The following is an 18,238-nucleotide window of genomic DNA, read 5'->3' on the forward strand; positions in this document are numbered from 1 at the left end:
TAAACCAACCGCATCTTGGTTGGTTTATATTTCAGGTTACACCATCGTTGTCATAAAATTATAAACAAGTGAGACATATAGAGTTATTTGCAGGATGTGGCGGTTTATCATTGGGCCTTGAATCAGTAGGTTTTAATCTACTCTTTGCCAATGAATTATCACCCATGGCGGGAGAAACCTTTGCTTATAATTTCCTGAAGGAAAATCTTAGAAAGTTAGCGGAGCAAGGTAAAGAAGCCTCTTCTACTTTCTGGTTGAATAGTCTACACCCTAAAAACGACCTTTCCAATAGGCTAAGAGAGAATCCAAAACTTGCTCCAGTAAATGATGGTCATAATGACTTGTCAGATCTTACGACTATCCCAAAAGATAGTCTCGTGATAGGTAATATTATTCATCTAAATAACTTCTTGGAACAGCACCCTCACATCCTTGAAGGCATTAGGTCGCAATGTGACAACAATGAAGTGGATCTTGTCTCTGGTGGACCTCCTTGTCAAAGCTTTAGCATGGCAGGTCTAAGACAACTGAATAATGACCGTAACCAACTTCCTTGGGAGTTTGCCCGTTTTGTTCGAATGGTTCAACCAAGAACAGTGATTCTTGAAAACGTATCGGGTATCCTGAAAGCTTTCAATGATCAAGGAAAACAATTCTTTGCCTGGTTTGAGGTAGCCAAGGCCTTTGCTGAAATCGATTATATCCCGATCTGTTTACACATTAACTCGAAGTATGTAGGTGTAGGACAAAGTAGACCTCGCTACATCATGATTGGTATTCGACACGATGTAGCCCAAGAGCTACAAGCTAAGGTCACCAACGAACTGGAGCAAGAACTACTAGTCAACTCCTTTGATTTACACACAAGCGTCAGAGAGGCTGGCGTAGAAAATGTCCTTTATGGAGATCTTAAGTACTACGATGTAGAGAAAAATAAGGAGTACTTCCAAGGTACTTTCTTGGCTCCACTACTAAAGGTCAAAAATGGTCAATTCACTTCCGTTGAAAATGCCATTGACGATCTAAGAGGACAAGAAGTATTGCCAAGTGAATTTGTCAACAAGATAAATACCATCTTGGGAGAAAGAAAGAATAAAGAAGTAAATCTAAACGGGGAAATCCCTAACCACGAGCTTAGAAGAAATGGATTAACTGCCAAGAAACGATTCAGACTATATCAAGTTGTGGCTAACAATTCAGCATTAAAGCGAGCAGTTAATGCATACCTTAGAAATCCCGAAGCCAATCCGCTAAAGGAGGAGTTCGTTGAAGAGCTACTTACCTTTGACTTCCTAAACGATCAAGAAGAGTATGTTACTTTCAAAAACAGGGAAGGCATTGAAAATTACCTCCAAGGAATGTTGACCAAAAAGCAGACTCAAAAAGCCTTAATCGCTACTGAGCCTGCAGCGACAGCATTATCCATTCCGGATGATGTATGCCATTACCACCATGATCAATTACGAACGCTAACGGTGAGGGAAATGGCTAGGATACAATCATTCCCTGATTGGTTTGAATTTCGCTCTAAAGTCACTACTGGAGGACAAATGAGAAAATTTGAAGTCCCACAGTATACCCAAGTAGGTAATGCAGTACCTCCACTACTAGGACAAGCATTAGGGGAAATCATTCATAATATCTTGGATTAAAGAAATTTTAGAGGCCATGGGAATCATTCCTTTGGCCTATTTTTTTCTTAAGTAATAGCTGTTCTGCCCCTATTTCAATTATTAATTCTCAACATATGTTAGATTAGTAAAAACTAAAGGCAACGAACAACAAGGAATGGCTGAAAGTAGAGAGAAGAAAATGCGTAGTAAAATTATGGCGAGTATCAAAAGTAAAAATACCCGCCCAGAACTCATTGTGCGTAGATATCTACATACACATGGCTTTCGCTACAACCTCCACGGAAAATACAAGGGAAAACGTTTGCCGGGAAAACCTGATATTGTTCTCCCTAAATACAATACGGTCATATTTATTCACGGCTGCTTTTGGCATGGGCATCAAAACTGCCAGTATTTCAAAATGCCTAGAACCAATACTGACTTCTGGAGAAGTAAAATCACCCGTAATCGAGCCAATGACCTTGACCACAAAATTGACCTCCTTCGAAAAGGGTGGAATGTAATCACCATATGGGAATGCCAAATCCGATATAACAAAGATTTGAGACAACGAGTCCTCAAACAACTCGATCATATTATTCATAACATCAAGGCTATTCAATCTTTATCACCTGACCATCCAAGAGAGCTTTTACAAATCGTCTAACCTCCCAATCGCCTCCTCCCGCTTCGAATTCACCACCTTCGCATACTTCAACGTACTGCTCAAGTTCTTATGCCCTAACAACTCCTTCACCGTATAAATATCCACGCCTTGTGTCATCAATAAAGTCGCAAAGGTATGGCGACCACAGTGAATGGATAGGTTCTTCTGAATGCCATTAGCAACCACCCAGTTCTTGATTTTATCGTTCAGGTTCTTTCGGTGAGTAATCTTAAATGGCTTCCCGTAACCGGGATTCTCTCCCAGGTATTCCTTTGCCTTCTGAGAAAGGGGAATCACTACTACCTCTTTCGTTTTCTGTTGCCGCTTCATAATCTTATCGTCCCTAATGTCATCCCATTCCAGGGTTTCCAGATCAGATACTCTCAGCCCCGTAAAACAGGTAAAGAGAAAAATACGCTTCACATCTGGCCATGGGCAATCTGCCTCTATCAAACACTTTAACTCTTCTCGCTCCAGGTATTCGATAGCTGTTTCTGTACTTCTTTGCTTGTCCACACGGGGACAAGGGTTGGTCGCCATTAATCCTTTCTTTACGCCATAGTTCAATAAGATATTGAGACGACTGTAAACGGTATTGGCCGCATTGATCGACATACGATCATACAAGTACTCCAAAAAGTCTTCGCATTCCCTTACCGAAAAGTCCATCACCACGGGATCATACTTGATACAATCCTGCAGTTTCTTATGCATATCAATAAAGGCCATCTGGGTATTGGGATTCTTTTTGCTTTCCAGGAATAAACTGAGTAGTTGAGAAACTCTAAGCATACTGCTCTGCTCTCCCGCTCCAGCCATCATCATTTTCTCTTGTTCCAGCATGACGTTTTCTGCCAGTATCCGGGTCTTCTTATTATGCTGTCTTTCCTGTAGATTCTTAGGGTTATCAAAAAGAAACATGCCCATGCTTCTCTTCCACCTTTTTCCTTTGTGCTGGTAAATGAGGTATAAGGATATTTTTCCATTTTTGATCGGTCTTTCTAAAATGCGGAGTTTCATAGTTGAAAGCGTTTTTTATTAGGGGTTTCGTGGGTCATTTTACGGTTTTTCGTGGGCCCTCCGTGGGACACTTTTTGGGGTTTCGTGGGACACTCGTGGGTCACTTTGTAATAAAAGTATGATAAATTGTTTAAAAATAAAACAATATTAACATCATAATGATCAATTAATAATCATTTTTAGATTTTATATAAACACAAAAAACCACCTCTACACTATCGTAAAGCCGGTTTTTAGGGATAAAAAAGAAAAGGCCCCCACAGGAGACCTTATCTTACCACATACTAACCATATATAAACACATATAAACGTGTTGTCTTGTATATTCCCATACAAGACTGGAGACGAGCTCCAATGTTTTTACTCTATAAAAGAGTCTTTTATTTCTATATTGTAATGCCTATGAAGGCTTATTTTATGACTTTACTTTCATTGATTCCATCAATTGGTGTAAATGCTCATTCTCGATGATGGAAATACGATCGGCCATGTTCAAGAACTCCTGATAGGCTGCATTTAAGATTTCAGTTTCTAAGTCAAATCCTAAGCCTTTCAATTTGTAATGTAAAGCCGCCCTTCCACTTCTTGCTGTCAGAACGATAGAAGAAGCGCTTACGCCTACTTCTTCTGGAGCAATGATCTCGTAGTTGTCGCGATTCTTGATCACTCCATCCTGATGGATTCCTGATGAGTGAGAGAATGCATTTGATCCTACGATCGCTTTGTTTGGCTGTACAGGCATATGCATAGTCGTTGAGACTAGGTTACTTAGGGAATGTAATTTCTCTGTCTGTATCCCTGTCTGATAATCCAACCAATTATGTTTTTTCATGGCCATGACGACTTCTTCCAAAGAAGTATTTCCTGCACGCTCTCCGATACCGTTGATCGTACATTCGATTTGTCTTGCGCCGTTTTGAACGCCTGTAATGGAGTTGGCTGTTGCCATTCCCAAATCGTTGTGACAGTGGGTAGAAATGATCGCCTTGTCGATATTCTTTACGTTATCTCGAAGGTATTTGATCTTCTTTCCATACTCCTCAGGAATACAATATCCTGTGGTATCAGGGATATTCACTACCGTTGCACCCGCCGCAATCATGGCTTCCACTACTTGTGCCAGGTACTCATTGTCCGTTCTACCGGCATCCTCCGCATAAAACTCTACGTCTTCTACGTATTTCTTAGCAAGCTTCACTGCTCTTACTCCGTGCTCAATCACTTGTTCTCTGGTCATCTTCAGCTTTGTAAACACATGCTGATCTGATGTCCCTAGTCCTGTATGTATTCTAGGGCGAGCCGCATATTGTAATGCCTCTGCCGCTACTTCAATATCTTTCTGAACCGCTCTGGTCAATCCACAAATCGTTGGACGTTTGATTTCCTTTGCCAATAGACTTACCGCCTCGAAGTCTCCTGGCGATGATACTGGAAAACCGGCCTCGATGATATCCACCCCGAGTTCCTCTAGCGCCTTGGCAATAGTCAATTTCTGCTGTGTATTCAAACGACATCCGGGCACTTGTTCCCCATCCCTAAGGGTAGTATCAAAAATATAAACCTTATTATCCATAGTCTAGGCTAGTTTAGTTGACGCAAACAATAATATTCTAAAATTACTTCAATTGGTAAAATTAAACCTTAGCACCAAAACTATATTTGTGGATAATATTTTAAAAATTAAAAAAATATGTATTTACGACTTCTACAGTTCCAATATAGACTGTAAAAATGTAAATTACCACATTTAGAGGATAATTTAAGGAATTAATATTACGATGGCTAGAGAAAAATCCACCCACGTCTTTGAACTAGTCAAGCGCTTAACGAAAACAGAGAAGCGCTACTTTAAACTCTCTGTATCACAGCATGAACGAAAAGGAAACGAAAGAAAATTTGTTCAACTCTTTGATATACTAGACAAAGCGACACAATATGATGAGTCTTCCATCTTGGCACAGGCTCCCGACATCAGTGCTTCACAACTGCCCAACCTCAAGGCACACCTGTATGCCCGTATTCTACAAGCGTTAAGGCAGTACGAGCGCAATAAGCTCACTGATATTGAAATCAGAGAAATGATTGATTACGTAGAATTACTTTTCAATCGTGGACTTTATGAGCAATGCGTCGATATCATTAAAAAAGCACAAAAAAAAGCACATAAATTTGAGAGCCTGGAACTTCAACTAGAGCTTTATAGATGGGAAAAAAACGTACTTTCCATGACGCTGGGAAAAAACAACCAGAACAGAGTAAATAATATTGTAAAGGGCGTAGAAGAAACCAACAATCGCATCACCAATATCAATCGTTATACCAACTTATCGGTAAAACTGAACTCCCTATATATGAAAATTGGGTTCGTCAAGAATGAAACAGACCTTATCGCTGTTCGTTCTCTTTTTGAATTGGAAATTCCTGAAAAGCCCAATGAGGATTCGCTTTCATTTGCGGAAAAGGTACAACTCTACCGACTCTACGTTTATTACTATACATTTATACAGGAAATCGATAAAGCGTATTACTATGCCGACCGATGGGTGACTCTTTTGGAAGATAAAGGAATTGAGCGTATCCCAATTCTTGAGCTTTATATACAAGGGCTTAATAATCTCCTTAGTACTTTGTATAAACTGGGGCATTATACAGCTTTTGAGACGGCGCAATTAAAGCTTAAGAAGCTGAACACCCTATCTCCTACCCTAAGGAATGATAATATACGAATGAAGCTCTCTAAGTATACGATTGTCCATGAGTTTAACCGTCTGTTTATGCTTGGTCATTTTAGTGTGGGCGTTGACCGCTTGAATCGTATCAAGCATCGCATCGATGATTTCATTAATCGATTGGATAAACACTCCCGTATTATCATGTACTACAAGATCTCCTGTCTTTATGTAGGAAATAGCAATTACCGGGAAGCAATTCATTGGCTCAACCATATTATCAATACGCAAGATGTGGAAATCGATATGCGGGAAGATGTGCATAGCTTTGCCCGTATCCTGAGTATGATCTGTCATTATGAGCTAGGAAATAAAGACGTCATGGAATATTATATTCGTTCCACTTACCGACAGCTACTCAATAAAGGGAACATGTATCTGATGCAAAAATACATCTTACAGTTTCTTAGAAAACTCCAAAATGTACATACTAATGATCGCTTAGAAAAAGAGTTTATTTCTTTAAAAGAAAAGTTAGAAAAGCTAACCGAAGATCCCTTTGAAAAAAGGCCTTTTCAGTATTTTGATATTATCTCTTGGCTGGAAAGTAAAATCAATAAAGAAAGCGTACAGGAAGTGATACAGCGAAAAGCTGCTAAGCAACTTGTTTTTTAAAAGTAAAAGGTAAAAAGTAAGAGGTAAAAGGTATAAATCTTTTACCTCTTACCTTTTACCTTTTATCTTTAATCTCCGTCATTATTAAACTTATATCCTACCCCTTTAACGGTCTTGATATAAGCATCACCAATTTTTTCTCTTACTCTACGAATATGTACATCTACTGTTCTTGCCAGTACATAGACATCTGTTCCCCAAATATTTTGGAGTAACTCATCCCTGCTAAATACTTTATTAGGGCTTTGCGCCAAGAAATAGATCAGCTCGAACTCCTTTTTCGGCAAGGACATTGGCTCTCCACTGATATATAAAGTATAACTACTCTTATCAATCACAAACGGACCTATTTTCACTACGTTATCGTCTTCAGCTCCTCCATTGCTCTTACGTGTGAAAATACGCTCAATACGCTTCATCAGCGCTCTTGGTTTTACGGGCTTTGTAATGTAGTCATCTGCCCCTACATCAAATGCAGCAACCTCTGAATACTCCTCAGCACGGGCAGTCAAGAAAATCACATGAGTCTCTTCCAACTTCAATACTTCCTTTACCTGTCGACACACCTCAACACCATCCATGATGGGCATCATAATATCAAGCAACATCAGATCTGGCTCCATCTCCTTGGCCTTCTCTACAGCCGCTCGGCCATCTGTTGCAGAATCTACCTGATAACCTTCTTTTTTAAGGTTATAAGTCAAAATTTCAACGATATCCGGTTCATCGTCTACTACCAATACTTTGTAATTCTCGTTGCTCATATGCTGATCATCATTTAATAAGATGATGTAAAATTAAAGGGCTCAATCGGATCCTCAAAACTACTTTTGTACAATTTATTCTAAGTTTATTGTAATCACAACTATGTAACAAACTGTTCATATTAACTCAACCCTTAAGTAAAGCGACCATAAAGATCGCCTTGACTTACTCCTTGATGACGCTTTGAAGTACCTCTTCTTTCACCATGACCTCTACACGAGATTTTAAGGAATTAATCCATTGTTCCTCAAGAAACTCCTGATATTGTGCGATCACCTCTCCTTTAGCCTCTTTTAAGGTCTTTGGTTGTGGGGGCACTACTTTATCAACAACCACATAATGGAAACGATCTCCTACAGGTACAGTATAAGCTCCCTTCTGCCAGGTCACTTTATCAATCACACTACTTTCTCCTTTCATATAAGTACCCTTAGTAATTTTCAATGCCAATGCATTTTGCTTGTTAAAGCTATTTTCCAATTGCTCTAAATCATAGGAATAATAGCGACAAGTAACCTGTCCTCCACTACGCCCAGCTGCTGCCACTTTTACTGGAGTAACAACTTTAATTCTATTTTCATCGACACCATAACGTTTCAATTGCTGCTGTATGGCTTTCACTCTTTTATTGGCAATACTAGCAGACTCTCTAGGAACATACTCTCCTTGAAGAACTATTTCCAAAGCGGTATAACTCTTCAACATATCACTTACTTTCTTTAAGTCTCTACGTTGAGAAGAACTCAGACTACTTGCTCCTCTTCGGTAACGTAAACGAGCAACATCAGTAGGGTAAACTTCGTAACGTCCTTCTGTCAATGCACCTTTTACCTTTTCTAGTATCTCAGGGCTTCCGGCGTCATACACTGTAACTTTTAAACGTTCTGGCCAGTAGAATTGATCCTGATAGTTTTGAAAATATAGTTCTAGACCTGTTTCATCTTTGGAAGCCTGATTCCATACCTCATCTTCCATGACTTTGAATAGCAGGATACCATCGTGATATTCTTTCAACAACCATTTATACTCTGGATATTTTTGAGCAAGATGAACTCGCTCATAAGTCAGGATGGTTTCGTTACGAAAATCCTCAAACAGCTTTTCCTTCAATTGATCAATAGGCATAGCAGGCACATCCTGTTGTGCTTTTGTTACATACGCCCAATACTCCTGTACTGCAGTAGGTTCTCCGTTGATCGAAAAGATAGCCTTCTTACCTGTCTTCTCCCACTTCTCGTTAATTTCCCATGTTTGTGAAAGGATGGTAGTGTCAATGGCATCCTGTGCCTTTGCTTTGTATTTTTCACTTAGCAAGTAATTATTTTCCTGCATTAATGTGTCGATCAGCAAAGACATCGACTCTTTCGTTCTACTACCTTCTCTACTAATTTGAGAAAGCAATTGATCTTTCACTTCTTCCAATGGAGGCACTCCCTCTTTCTCTATCAAACGAATGATATGCCACCCATAAGGCGTTTGTATGGGTTTAGCGATCGCCCCTGCTTGTTCTAATCCAAAGGCAGCCTCTGAGAAAGACTGATCTACTCTACCGGAACTAATCCACGGCAATACACCTCCTTTATCCGCTGAGCCTCTATCCTGAGAATATTGCTTACACAAGGCTTCCCATTCAGCTCCTTTTTGTAGCTGCTCATAAAGTGCATCCGCTTGAGCTTTCGTCTGCTCATTATTTCCTCTCAGCATGATATGTGCTACCTTAACCCTTCCTTGGTTAGGTCGACGATCGTGCACTTTGATCAGGTGATACCCAAAGCGTGTCTTTACAGGAGAAGATACTTGTCCTACTTTCGTTTCAAAAGCCGCCTTTTCAAAAGGGTATACCATTTGCATGGCCGTGAAGTACCCTAGATTTCCTCCATTTCTCTTGACACTAGGATCCTGAGAATATTGCTTAGCCAATGCTTCAAATTCTTCTCCAGCGTCCAATCGTTCTTGTATCTCAGAAATTGTCTGCAGGGCTTTATCTTCTGGGTTAGAATCATTCACAGCTAAAAGTATATGAGAAGCATTCACTTCATACTTCATGCGCTCATAAGTATTTTCCAACTGTAACTCTGCAAAGCGTTTGCCTGTCAGGTAGGGCTCCTGCAATTGTGTTTGATAACTTTGGAACTCCTGAATAAATGCAGAATCTAAATGTCTGCCCTGTTCATAAGCGGCATATACTTTCAACTTAAAGTTGATAAAGAGATCCAAGTATTCTCTTATACTCTCTTCTGTAAATGCGTTCTCCTCTTCCCTATGGTTTTTATTGTATAAGTACTCAAACTCACCTTTAGTAACCTGCATGGTATCAATGGTCATTAATACCGGATCATTTGTACTCTTTTTGGTAAGGTGATTATTTTTAGTGGAAGTACAAGCCGTTGCTGTTAGCACAAGCGCTGTCCCCCACGTCATCAGTTTCGATTTTAACATATGTCGAACGTTATCGCTATTCATGATAGAATAATTCTCAAAATTATCTGATAATAATCCATTCAGATGATAATAAAAAAAGATTTAAGGTGAAAATATCAATATTTTGAAAAAAGTAAAAGGTAACAAGTAAAAGGTAAAAAGTATGAAGTTCAATTCACCTTTTACCTTTTACCTTTTACCTTTTACCTTTTACCTTTTACCTACAAAAAAAATGAGTTATCTACGAAGTATGATTTCGAGATAACTCATTTTTATGATTTTATTTATGGACGACGCTCTATGAAAGCGTACGTTTTACTTCTTTGTGCTCAAAGACTTCGATGATATCGTCCACCTTGATATCGTTGTAGTTTACAATACTCAAACCACACTCGTATCCTTGTTTCACTTCAGTTACATCATCTTTGAAACGCTTCAACGCAGCAACCTCGCCACCTTGTTCGCCACCGTAGATTACGATACCATCGCGAATTAGACGAATCTTAGAAGAACGTTTGATATAACCATCTAGTACGAAACATCCAGCTACTGTACCGATCTTACTGATCTTAAATACATCACGTACTTGAATGTTACCTACAATCACTTCCTCAATATCTGGAGCAAGTAGTCCTTCCATCGCATCCTTCACATCATTGATCGCATCATAGATGACAGAGTATGTACGGATCTCAATACCTTCTTTCTCTGCTAATTTACGTGCATTGGCTGTTGGTCTTACCTGGAAGCCAATCATGATGGTCGTCATATCACTATCCTTATCCGCAGCTGCCAACATTACGTCAGACTCAGAGATCGCTCCTACTGCCTTATGGATAATTCTTACTTCTACCTCATCGGTAGAAAGTTTCAATAGTGAATCTGACAATGCCTCTACGGAACCGTCCACGTCACCTTTAACGATCACATTCAACTGGTGGAATCCACCCTGAGCAATACGCTTACCGATCATATCCAGTGTCGTACGTTGTGTCGCACGGATACTTTGCTCACGAATGATTTGCTCTCTCTTAGAAGCAAGTTCTCTAGCTTCACGCTCTGTATTCATCACAGTCATACGGTCACCTGCCTGAGGTGCTCCATTAAGACCAAGTACCTGAACTGGCGTTGCTGGACCAACTTTCTTCAAACGATTACCACGGTGATCGGTCATAGCTTTCACCTTACCAAAGTAAGGTCCTGCCAACATTACATCTCCGATTGCCATCGTACCACCTTGTACCATTACAGTACTTACGTAACCACGACCTTTATCCAAAGATGCTTCTACCACAGTACCAATTGCTTTCTTGTCTGGGTTTGCTTTTAGCTCCAATACTTCCGCTTCCAGCAATACTCCGTCAAGTAGATCTTCGATACCGATTCCTTTCTTAGCAGAAATCTCATAACACTGGAACTTACCGCCCCATTCTTCTACCAAGATATTCATACCAGATAATTCCTGGCGAATTTTATCAGGAGATGCCCCTGGCTTATCAATTTTGTTAATTGCAAAAACGATTGGCACTTCCGCTACTTGTGCGTGGTTGATCGCCTCAATCGTCTGTGGCATAACGCTGTCATCTGCCGCAATCACGATAATCGCAACGTCTGTCAATTTCGCACCACGTGCACGCATGGCTGTAAAGGCTTCGTGACCTGGTGTATCCAAGAATGCAATGCGTTCTCCTTTAGAAGTTGTTACGTCATAAGCACCGATGTGCTGGGTAATACCTCCGGCCTCACCTTCTGCCACATTGGCTTTACGGATATAGTCCAAAAGGGATGTTTTACCGTGGTCAACGTGACCCATGATCGTAACGATTGGCGCTCTTGGCACCAAATCCTCTTCTTTATCTTCTTGCTCATCCACCATTACGTCTGCTTCTTCTTCAGCTGAAGTAAACTGTACTTCAAAACCGAATTCCTCCGCAACCATTGTAATGGTATCAGAGTCCAGACGCTGGTTGATGGAAATGAAAATTCCTAACTGTAAACAAGTAGCAATAATTTGATTCACGTCAACGCTCATCAATGTAGCCAACTCATTTGTTGATACGAACTCCGTAACTTTCAACACGTTTGCTTCTGCAGCTTCGTGTTGCATACGTTGCTCACGCTCTGCCTGCTGCTGTGCTTTCTTAGCTTTAGAGTATTTCGCACGACTTCCTTTACCGCCCCCTTTGTTGGACATTTGGGACATCGTACTCTTGAATCCCTTATCTACTTCTTGCTGACTAGGCTGCTCCTTTCTTCTTCCCTTCTTCTTTCTGTTCGGGCCATTATTATTGCCTCCACCTCTATTATCTGTTGTATTAGAGCCAGTAGCAGCGCCGCCTCTTCCTCTATTGTTGTCTCTATTTTGCGTAGAAGCTCCTCCTTTGTCTGCACCACCTTTATTCGCAGCATTTCCTGCAGGTTGATCCGGTCTACCTCCTTTTTTCTTATGGCGGTTTTTGTTTCCTCCACGTCTTTCTTTCTTGTCGTCAGAAGACGCTACTGGTTTAGCAGCTCCCTTACGACCTCTTGGTTCTGGAAGTTGAATTTTACCGACAACCTTTAACCCCTGAAGCTTTTCAGCCTCGGCTTTGATGGTTTTCTCTGGTTTTGTCTCCTCTACGTTAGAAGGTGTTACTTTTTCAGTACTTGTTTCTTCCTTCTTCTCCTGTTTCTTTTCAACAGGTTTTTCTTGTTTATTCTTATTCGCTGGCACAGGTATATTTTCAGTCTCAGCAGCTTTAGGCTGCTCAACATTTTTCACTTTACTCTCTTCTTTTTTATCGTCCTTTCCTTTTGGAGAAACCACCTCTGGTTTCTTTTCGGATGGTTGTTCCTTTACAGGCTCCTTCGCCACAGGCTTCTGTTCTTTTTCGACAGGCTGTTTCTTTGGCGCTTCTTTTGGAAGTTCTTTCTTCGCCTCAGGCTTGGCTTCTGCCTTCACTTCAGGTTCTTTCTTAGGCTCAGCGGCCTTTTTCACTTCCACCTCAGGCTTCTTCTCTTCCACTACTGGAGAAGGTTTCTTCTCCTCCTTTTTAGCCTCCACCTTTTCAGGCTCTGTGGCTGCTTTTTCTTTAGCCGTCTCCGTTGATTTAGCCTTTCCTTTCTTAGGGGCATCTAAATCAATCTTACCTAGCACCTTATATTCTTTCTTGGCACTAAATACTTCAGGCTCTTTATCAGCAGTATCCTCAGACGTCTTGTCAGCTTCAACAGGCGTTTGTTTTGAATCTGCCGCCGCTTTTTCTGCAGGCTGTTCTACTCCTTCTTCTGCTTTCCCAGAATCTTTTTCAATAACAGTATCACTTACTTTGCTTCCGATGCTAATTGACTTAGCCTCTTCTTTTTCTGCTTTGGAAGAGGCATACGCCTTCTCCAACAAAGAGTACTGTTCAGCAGAGAGTCTCGTATTGGGAGAGTTCTTCACTTCGTGTCCCTTGCCGTCAAGATACTCGATAATGGTATCTTTACCTACATTAAGCTTTTTAGCCGCCTGGCTCAATCTGACCGTCTTTTGATCTGCCATATATTACTTTTCTTCTCTTCTACTAGTATGAATGCGTTTATTGCTTCCCAGCAATTGGTTCTTAATTATACTGTAAGTAGTTCTTCTATCTACAGACAGTACTTTTCAAATTTGAGTTACAAAGATATTAACTTGCTACGAATTAAGAAGCCAAGGAAGCATAAATATTACATGATATATTAAAATACTTTAAAATTTTGCCACAAAGGTACAAAAAATAAATATATTAATGTCTTTTATTCGATAGTTAATCTTAGAACTATGATCGTTGGAAGGGCAATTATTGTATCTCTTAGATAAAAAAATAACTTTTATACCAAAAAGTAAGGTTGGGCAAATAACTCACCCAACCTCCTATAATTATCTATTACTCTTCAGAATCCCCAGCCTCTTCTGCTGTATCTGTGTCTACCTCTTCATCTGCTGCTTCTCCCTCAGATTTCTTTAGAATAGCAACTACCTCATCAATCGTTTCCTCTTCAAGGTCTACTCTTCTCACCAAATCCTCTCGCTTTGCCAACAACACGCTTTCTACTGTATCAAACCCTGTTTTCTTGAACTCTTCAATCACCCACTCGTCAATGATACTAGAGAACTCCTCCAAGTCAATAAATGACTCATACTCAGCATCCTCACCCAGGTCTCTAAATACATCGATTTCATAACCGATCAATTTACTCGCCAGTTTAATGTTATGTCCATTCTTACCGATCGCCAAAGATACTTGGTCTTGATCCAGGAATACCGACACACGTTTCTTGCCTTCATTCACCTGAATACGATTGATCACTGCAGGACTTAATGAACGGCTGATATACAGCTCCAAGTTCTCCGTATAATTGATCACATCAATATTCTCGTTCTGCAGCTCACGAACAATAGAGTGAATTCTAGATCCTCTCATACCTACACAAGCTCCTACTGGATCAATACGGTCATCATAAGACTCTACCGCTACCTTGGCACGCTCTCCTGGCTCTCTAACGATCTTTTTAATCGTGATCAACTGGTCAAAGATTTCAGGAACCTCCAACTCAAACAAGCGCTCCAAAAGCATTTCTGAAGTACGAGACAAAATAATCTTAGGATTATTGTTCGTCATCTCCACACGTGCAATCACCGCTCTGATCGTATCTCCCTTTCTAAATCTATCCTTAGAGATCAACTGGTTTTTAGGCAATGACAATTCATTTCCTTCACCATCGCGGATAATCAATTCTCTACCCAATGCCTGGTATACCTCACCAGTAACCAACTCTCCTACCTGATCTTTATATTTATTAAACAGAATATCTTTCTCCAGGTCTTTTACACGCTGAATCAAGGTCTGTCTTGCCGTCTGTACCATTCTTCTTCCAAAGAAATCCAACTTCACTGCCTCAGCTACCTCTTCCCCTTCTTCGAAATCCTCTTCGATTTTCTTAGCATCCTGAAGTCTGATTTGTGTATTCTCATCGAATTCCTCCTCATCCTCTGCTACAATCGTACGGTATCTCCAGATTTCAAGGTCACCTGCATCTACGTTGATAATCACATCGTAATTAGAATCCTCTCCGTATTGCTTCTTGATCATCGCGCGGAAAACCTCTTCCAAGATGTGGATCATGGTTGGACGATCAATATTCTTGAGTTTTGCAAACTCCTTAAACGATTCAATTAACTCTGAACTATTCATAATTAATAAGAGGTAAAAGGTAATAGGTAAAAGATAAGAGGTAAAAGATTATGCATGATGGACTGCATCGCATAAACCTTTAAGCCCTCACTCCTATCTACGACCATTATGATTTATTTTTTATAATTATCTTAAACTTATTTCCTACTTAAAAGAAACCATTACTTCGGCAGAAGAAAGCTCTTCGAAAGGAATTTCCATCTCCTCCAATTTAACCTTTTTCTTTCCTTTCTCTTTAATTTCTGCCGTTATCTTGAACGCCTCTTCCTTTACTTCTTCCAACTTCCCTTCAAAGGTTTTTCCATCCTTCAGGCTCACCTTCAACTTACGTCCTACGTTAATCTCATATTGCTTGTATAACTTCAAAGGAGTACCTACTCCTGCTGAAGATACTTCCAGATTATAAGCCGCACTAATCAACTCCCTTTCTTCCAACTCATTTCCCAACTTCCTACTCACTTTGGCGCACAATTCAATCGGCACTCCTCCTGCAGCATCCAAGGTCACTACCACTGCCATCTTGTGCGTTCCTTTAATTTCTATATCAACAATAAATACCTCGCTCTCTTCCAGGTATTCTTCAACCATTCGTTCAATCTCCTGTCTTAAATCCATCATCATATGTGTTTATAAATACGTTAGAAATGAAAGGATCAGGACTTATGCCTTTTCCGGGTTGACGACACGGAACAATAGCTTTGTGTACGAAAAAAGGGAGCTACTCGCCCCCTTTTAAAACATATTTTCCCTGAATCTTTGGCAAAGTAAATACTTTTATTCTTTTATATCAATACAAAAATAAAAATTATCACTTTCGTCGGAAGTCTCGTGTAACTTTTTGTTTATCGCTTATCCCTTATTATACACAAAGACACAACGCTAAGTATTCAAGTCATAAAGTCTAGTGTTTAGACGCCTTGGTAAGGCGGCTCTACGTCAATTAGTCCCTAAGGCTCTTTACATATACCTTCAAGGCATCAATTTGCTTATCTGTCAATGTTCTTTCATACCCTGACATCAAGCCTTTTCCTTTACGGATAATGTTTTCGATTTCCTCGTTAGACAACTCAGACACTTTAAGGTTCTTTGCACCAGCAGCTCCTTTATCACCATTTTCTCCGTGGCAAGCCACACAGTTTGTTTGTACATAAACACTTTTCCCAAGCATCACATCTGTCAAACTACCTTCGTCCTCAATCTCTACTGTAGCTTTCTTAGCATTCACTTGGGAGTTCAGCATCTCTGCCATCCCATAAGCTCCCAAAATCAAAATAACAGACACTACAGCTAAAGCCTTATTCTTTTTCTTGAATCCTATTACCGCTAATGGAATTGAAGCAAATACGGCTACCATTTTTGCTATAAACAACGTCTCTTTACTCCCTGGAGCACCCAAAATCACCATTCCAATACCTGTAACCAGAAATAAGAAAGAAATAATCATCTCTGGTACTTTCACTTTCTTGGTAAAAGTCTCCAATGCCTTCTCCTTAGATAAAACCAAAAGCACCGTTTTGATCAAATAGATCAGCAAAAATAATGTTACAACAAGAACGTGTAAATGTTTAAATCCAATGTACATGACTCCTTTCTTTAAGTTTGATGTTAGTAGGAATTGTTTTTATATGATTAGATAAAACAGGTATCTATCAAAATAGTTAAATATTATATAAAATATACCCACAAATAAAGCATTAATAATTAAAAAGGAAGAAGCCTATCCTGAAAAAATTATATTAATTAAAGTCTAATCCCTCAAAAAATCCTTATATTATTAGTTCACGCATCAGACCTTATTTCCACATCTATGAAGAAAGACTTACTACTTACACTTTTATTCTGTACACTGCTTTTCCCCTACTATGGTATTTCCAAAAATGTCTACGGATATCCTAACGTAGACCAACAAGAGGTGGTCCGAATTGGTCTGAAGGTAGACCCTCCTTTTGTTATGCGTGAAATCACCTCTGAAAATGACACTTCATATTATGGGCTAAGTGTAGACCTTTGGGAAGAAATAGCCAGTGAACTCAACTTGATGTATGAAATCATTGAATATGAGCATACCTCCGGTTTGGTCATGGCCTTGAGTTATGAAAATGTAGATATCGTTATCAACCCAATGCTGGTTAGCCCTACTCGATTACGTTCCCTGGAAGTGACTCAACCCTTTCTCACTTCTAGTATAGGAGTTGTTCTTAGAAAACATAATGACAACCTGGTCAGCATCTTCTTGTCCAACCTCTTTTCACTGGAGTTCATCAAACTAATCAGTATGCTCGTTGGTATCGTATTCTTTTTTGGTACCGTGGTATGGTGGGTAGAAAAAAAGTACAATAAAGAGGACTTCAGAGATGGCATCTATGGTATTATGGATGGTGTGTGGTGGTCTACGGTAACCATTACCACTGTAGGGTATGGAGACAAGACCCCTAAAACTACATTGGGAAGAGTCATTTCCATGATATGGATGTTTGCTGCAATCAGTTTGGTTTCCAGTTTTACAGCAACGATCACCTCAAAACTAACCATTGAACAGCTGGACAATAAAGCCTCCTCTCTCAAAGACCTTGAAAAACTGGGAAAAGTAGGTGTAGTTGCTAGCTCAGAGTGTCAAGATTATCTTTTCAGAAATAATATCAATATTTCTAGGGCCTACAAAACCCCTTCCGAGGGATTGGAAGCCTTACATCAAGGGAAAATCAAAGTTTTTGCACATGACCGACCGACCTTACGTTACCTGGTCAGCGAAAAAGAATGGGTAGACCGCTTTGAGCTCCTCCCCCAAACGTTCAATAAGCACTATTACTCTTGGCTACTTCCCAAACGCAGTAAGCTAGCCAGTAAAATAGACCCTAAACTTATAGAGATTACGAGTGTAGACTCATGGAATCGATTATTGCATAAATATAATCTGGATGAGTAAAGCAGTGAGCAGTGAGCAGTGAGCAGTGAAGTTAATAAAGGTATTTTAACTATAGTAGTTAAGATTAACGTTGTCGTATAGTATCGGTTATTACTTATTGTTTATAACCGATAACCAATAAACCTGTATATTATTATTCTGCAAAAAACGACAGGCTTACCCCTAAACACTATAAAACGATAAACAAAAAAGAGGATTTAGTCTTAGACTAAATCCTCTTTTTTGATTGTGGGACGTATTGGATTCGAACCAATGACCCCCTGCTTGTAAGGCAGGTGCTCTAA

At 39.8% G+C, this 18,238-nt stretch carries 12 protein-coding genes; 4 read left to right on the forward strand and 8 right to left on the reverse strand.

Annotated elements, in window-relative coordinates:
- The first annotated feature begins 68 nt into the window (after positions 1–68).
- Positions 69–1,652 (forward strand): DNA cytosine methyltransferase, encoded by a 1,584-nt coding sequence (locus ABD985_RS20435; protein ID WP_345375064.1) that lies wholly within the window; start codon positions 69–71, stop codon positions 1,650–1,652.
- Positions 1,653–1,788: 136 nt separating this feature from the next.
- Positions 1,789–2,280 carry a very short patch repair endonuclease gene (locus tag ABD985_RS20440; protein ID WP_345375066.1) on the forward strand — a complete coding sequence of 164 codons (492 nt, stop codon included), beginning with the start codon at positions 1,789–1,791 and terminating at the stop codon, positions 2,278–2,280.
- Here ABD985_RS20440 and ABD985_RS20445 read toward each other — a convergent pair.
- Together ABD985_RS20445 and ABD985_RS20450 are read right to left on the reverse strand one after the other, a co-directional pair.
- Positions 2,266–3,300, reverse strand: a complete 1,035-nt coding sequence (locus ABD985_RS20445; protein WP_345375068.1) for a tyrosine-type recombinase/integrase — start codon at positions 3,298–3,300, stop codon at positions 2,266–2,268. The two genes, ABD985_RS20440 and ABD985_RS20445, sit on opposite strands and share 15 nt — an antisense overlap.
- A 415-nt stretch (positions 3,301–3,715) precedes the next feature.
- On the reverse strand, positions 3,716–4,873 hold the full coding sequence (locus ABD985_RS20450; RefSeq protein WP_345375070.1) for a 2-isopropylmalate synthase: 1,158 nt from the start codon (positions 4,871–4,873) through the stop codon (positions 3,716–3,718).
- Positions 4,874–5,078: 205 nt separating this feature from the next.
- Between ABD985_RS20450 and ABD985_RS20455 the strand changes: the two genes are divergently transcribed.
- Positions 5,079–6,644, forward strand: a complete 1,566-nt coding sequence (locus ABD985_RS20455) for a hypothetical protein (RefSeq protein WP_345375072.1) — start codon at positions 5,079–5,081, stop codon at positions 6,642–6,644.
- 68 nt (positions 6,645–6,712) lie between these two features.
- Here the strand turns inward: ABD985_RS20455 and ABD985_RS20460 are convergent, their stop codons facing one another.
- The 6 genes from ABD985_RS20460 to ABD985_RS20485 all read right to left on the reverse strand — a co-directional run bounded on the left by ABD985_RS20460 (position 6,713) and on the right by ABD985_RS20485 (position 16,610).
- Positions 6,713–7,408 (reverse strand): response regulator transcription factor, encoded by a 696-nt coding sequence (locus ABD985_RS20460; RefSeq protein ID WP_345375074.1) that lies wholly within the window; start codon positions 7,406–7,408, stop codon positions 6,713–6,715.
- A gap of 166 nt (positions 7,409–7,574) precedes the next feature.
- Positions 7,575–9,848: a peptidylprolyl isomerase gene (locus ABD985_RS20465; protein WP_345375076.1), complete on the reverse strand. Its 2,274-nt coding sequence runs from the start codon at positions 9,846–9,848 to the stop codon at positions 7,575–7,577.
- Between the two features lie 280 nt (positions 9,849–10,128).
- A complete protein-coding gene (infB, locus tag ABD985_RS20470) occupies positions 10,129–13,353 on the reverse strand; it encodes a translation initiation factor IF-2 (RefSeq protein WP_345375078.1) in 3,225 nt (1,074 codons plus the stop codon).
- A 367-nt stretch (positions 13,354–13,720) separates the two neighbouring features.
- A complete protein-coding gene (gene nusA, locus ABD985_RS20475) occupies positions 13,721–15,028 on the reverse strand; it encodes a transcription termination factor NusA (RefSeq protein WP_345375080.1) in 1,308 nt (435 codons plus the stop codon).
- Between the two features lie 144 nt (positions 15,029–15,172).
- Positions 15,173–15,649: a ribosome maturation factor RimP gene (locus ABD985_RS20480; protein WP_345375082.1), complete on the reverse strand. Its 477-nt coding sequence runs from the start codon at positions 15,647–15,649 to the stop codon at positions 15,173–15,175.
- Between the two features lie 319 nt (positions 15,650–15,968).
- Positions 15,969–16,610, reverse strand: coding sequence for a SirB2 family protein (locus ABD985_RS20485; protein WP_345375083.1), 642 nt, complete (start codon positions 16,608–16,610; stop codon positions 15,969–15,971).
- Positions 16,611–16,835: 225 nt separating this feature from the next.
- On the opposite strand from ABD985_RS20485, the gene ABD985_RS20490 reads away from it, so the two are divergent.
- Entirely contained in the window at positions 16,836–17,954 is a 1,119-nt protein-coding gene (locus ABD985_RS20490) for an ion channel (protein ID WP_345375085.1), read from the forward strand.
- Positions 17,955–18,238: the final 284 nt, after the last annotated feature.

The sequence above is a fragment of the Algivirga pacifica genome (assembly GCF_039543525.1).
Lineage (GTDB): Bacteria > Bacteroidota > Bacteroidia > Cytophagales > Flammeovirgaceae > Algivirga > Algivirga pacifica.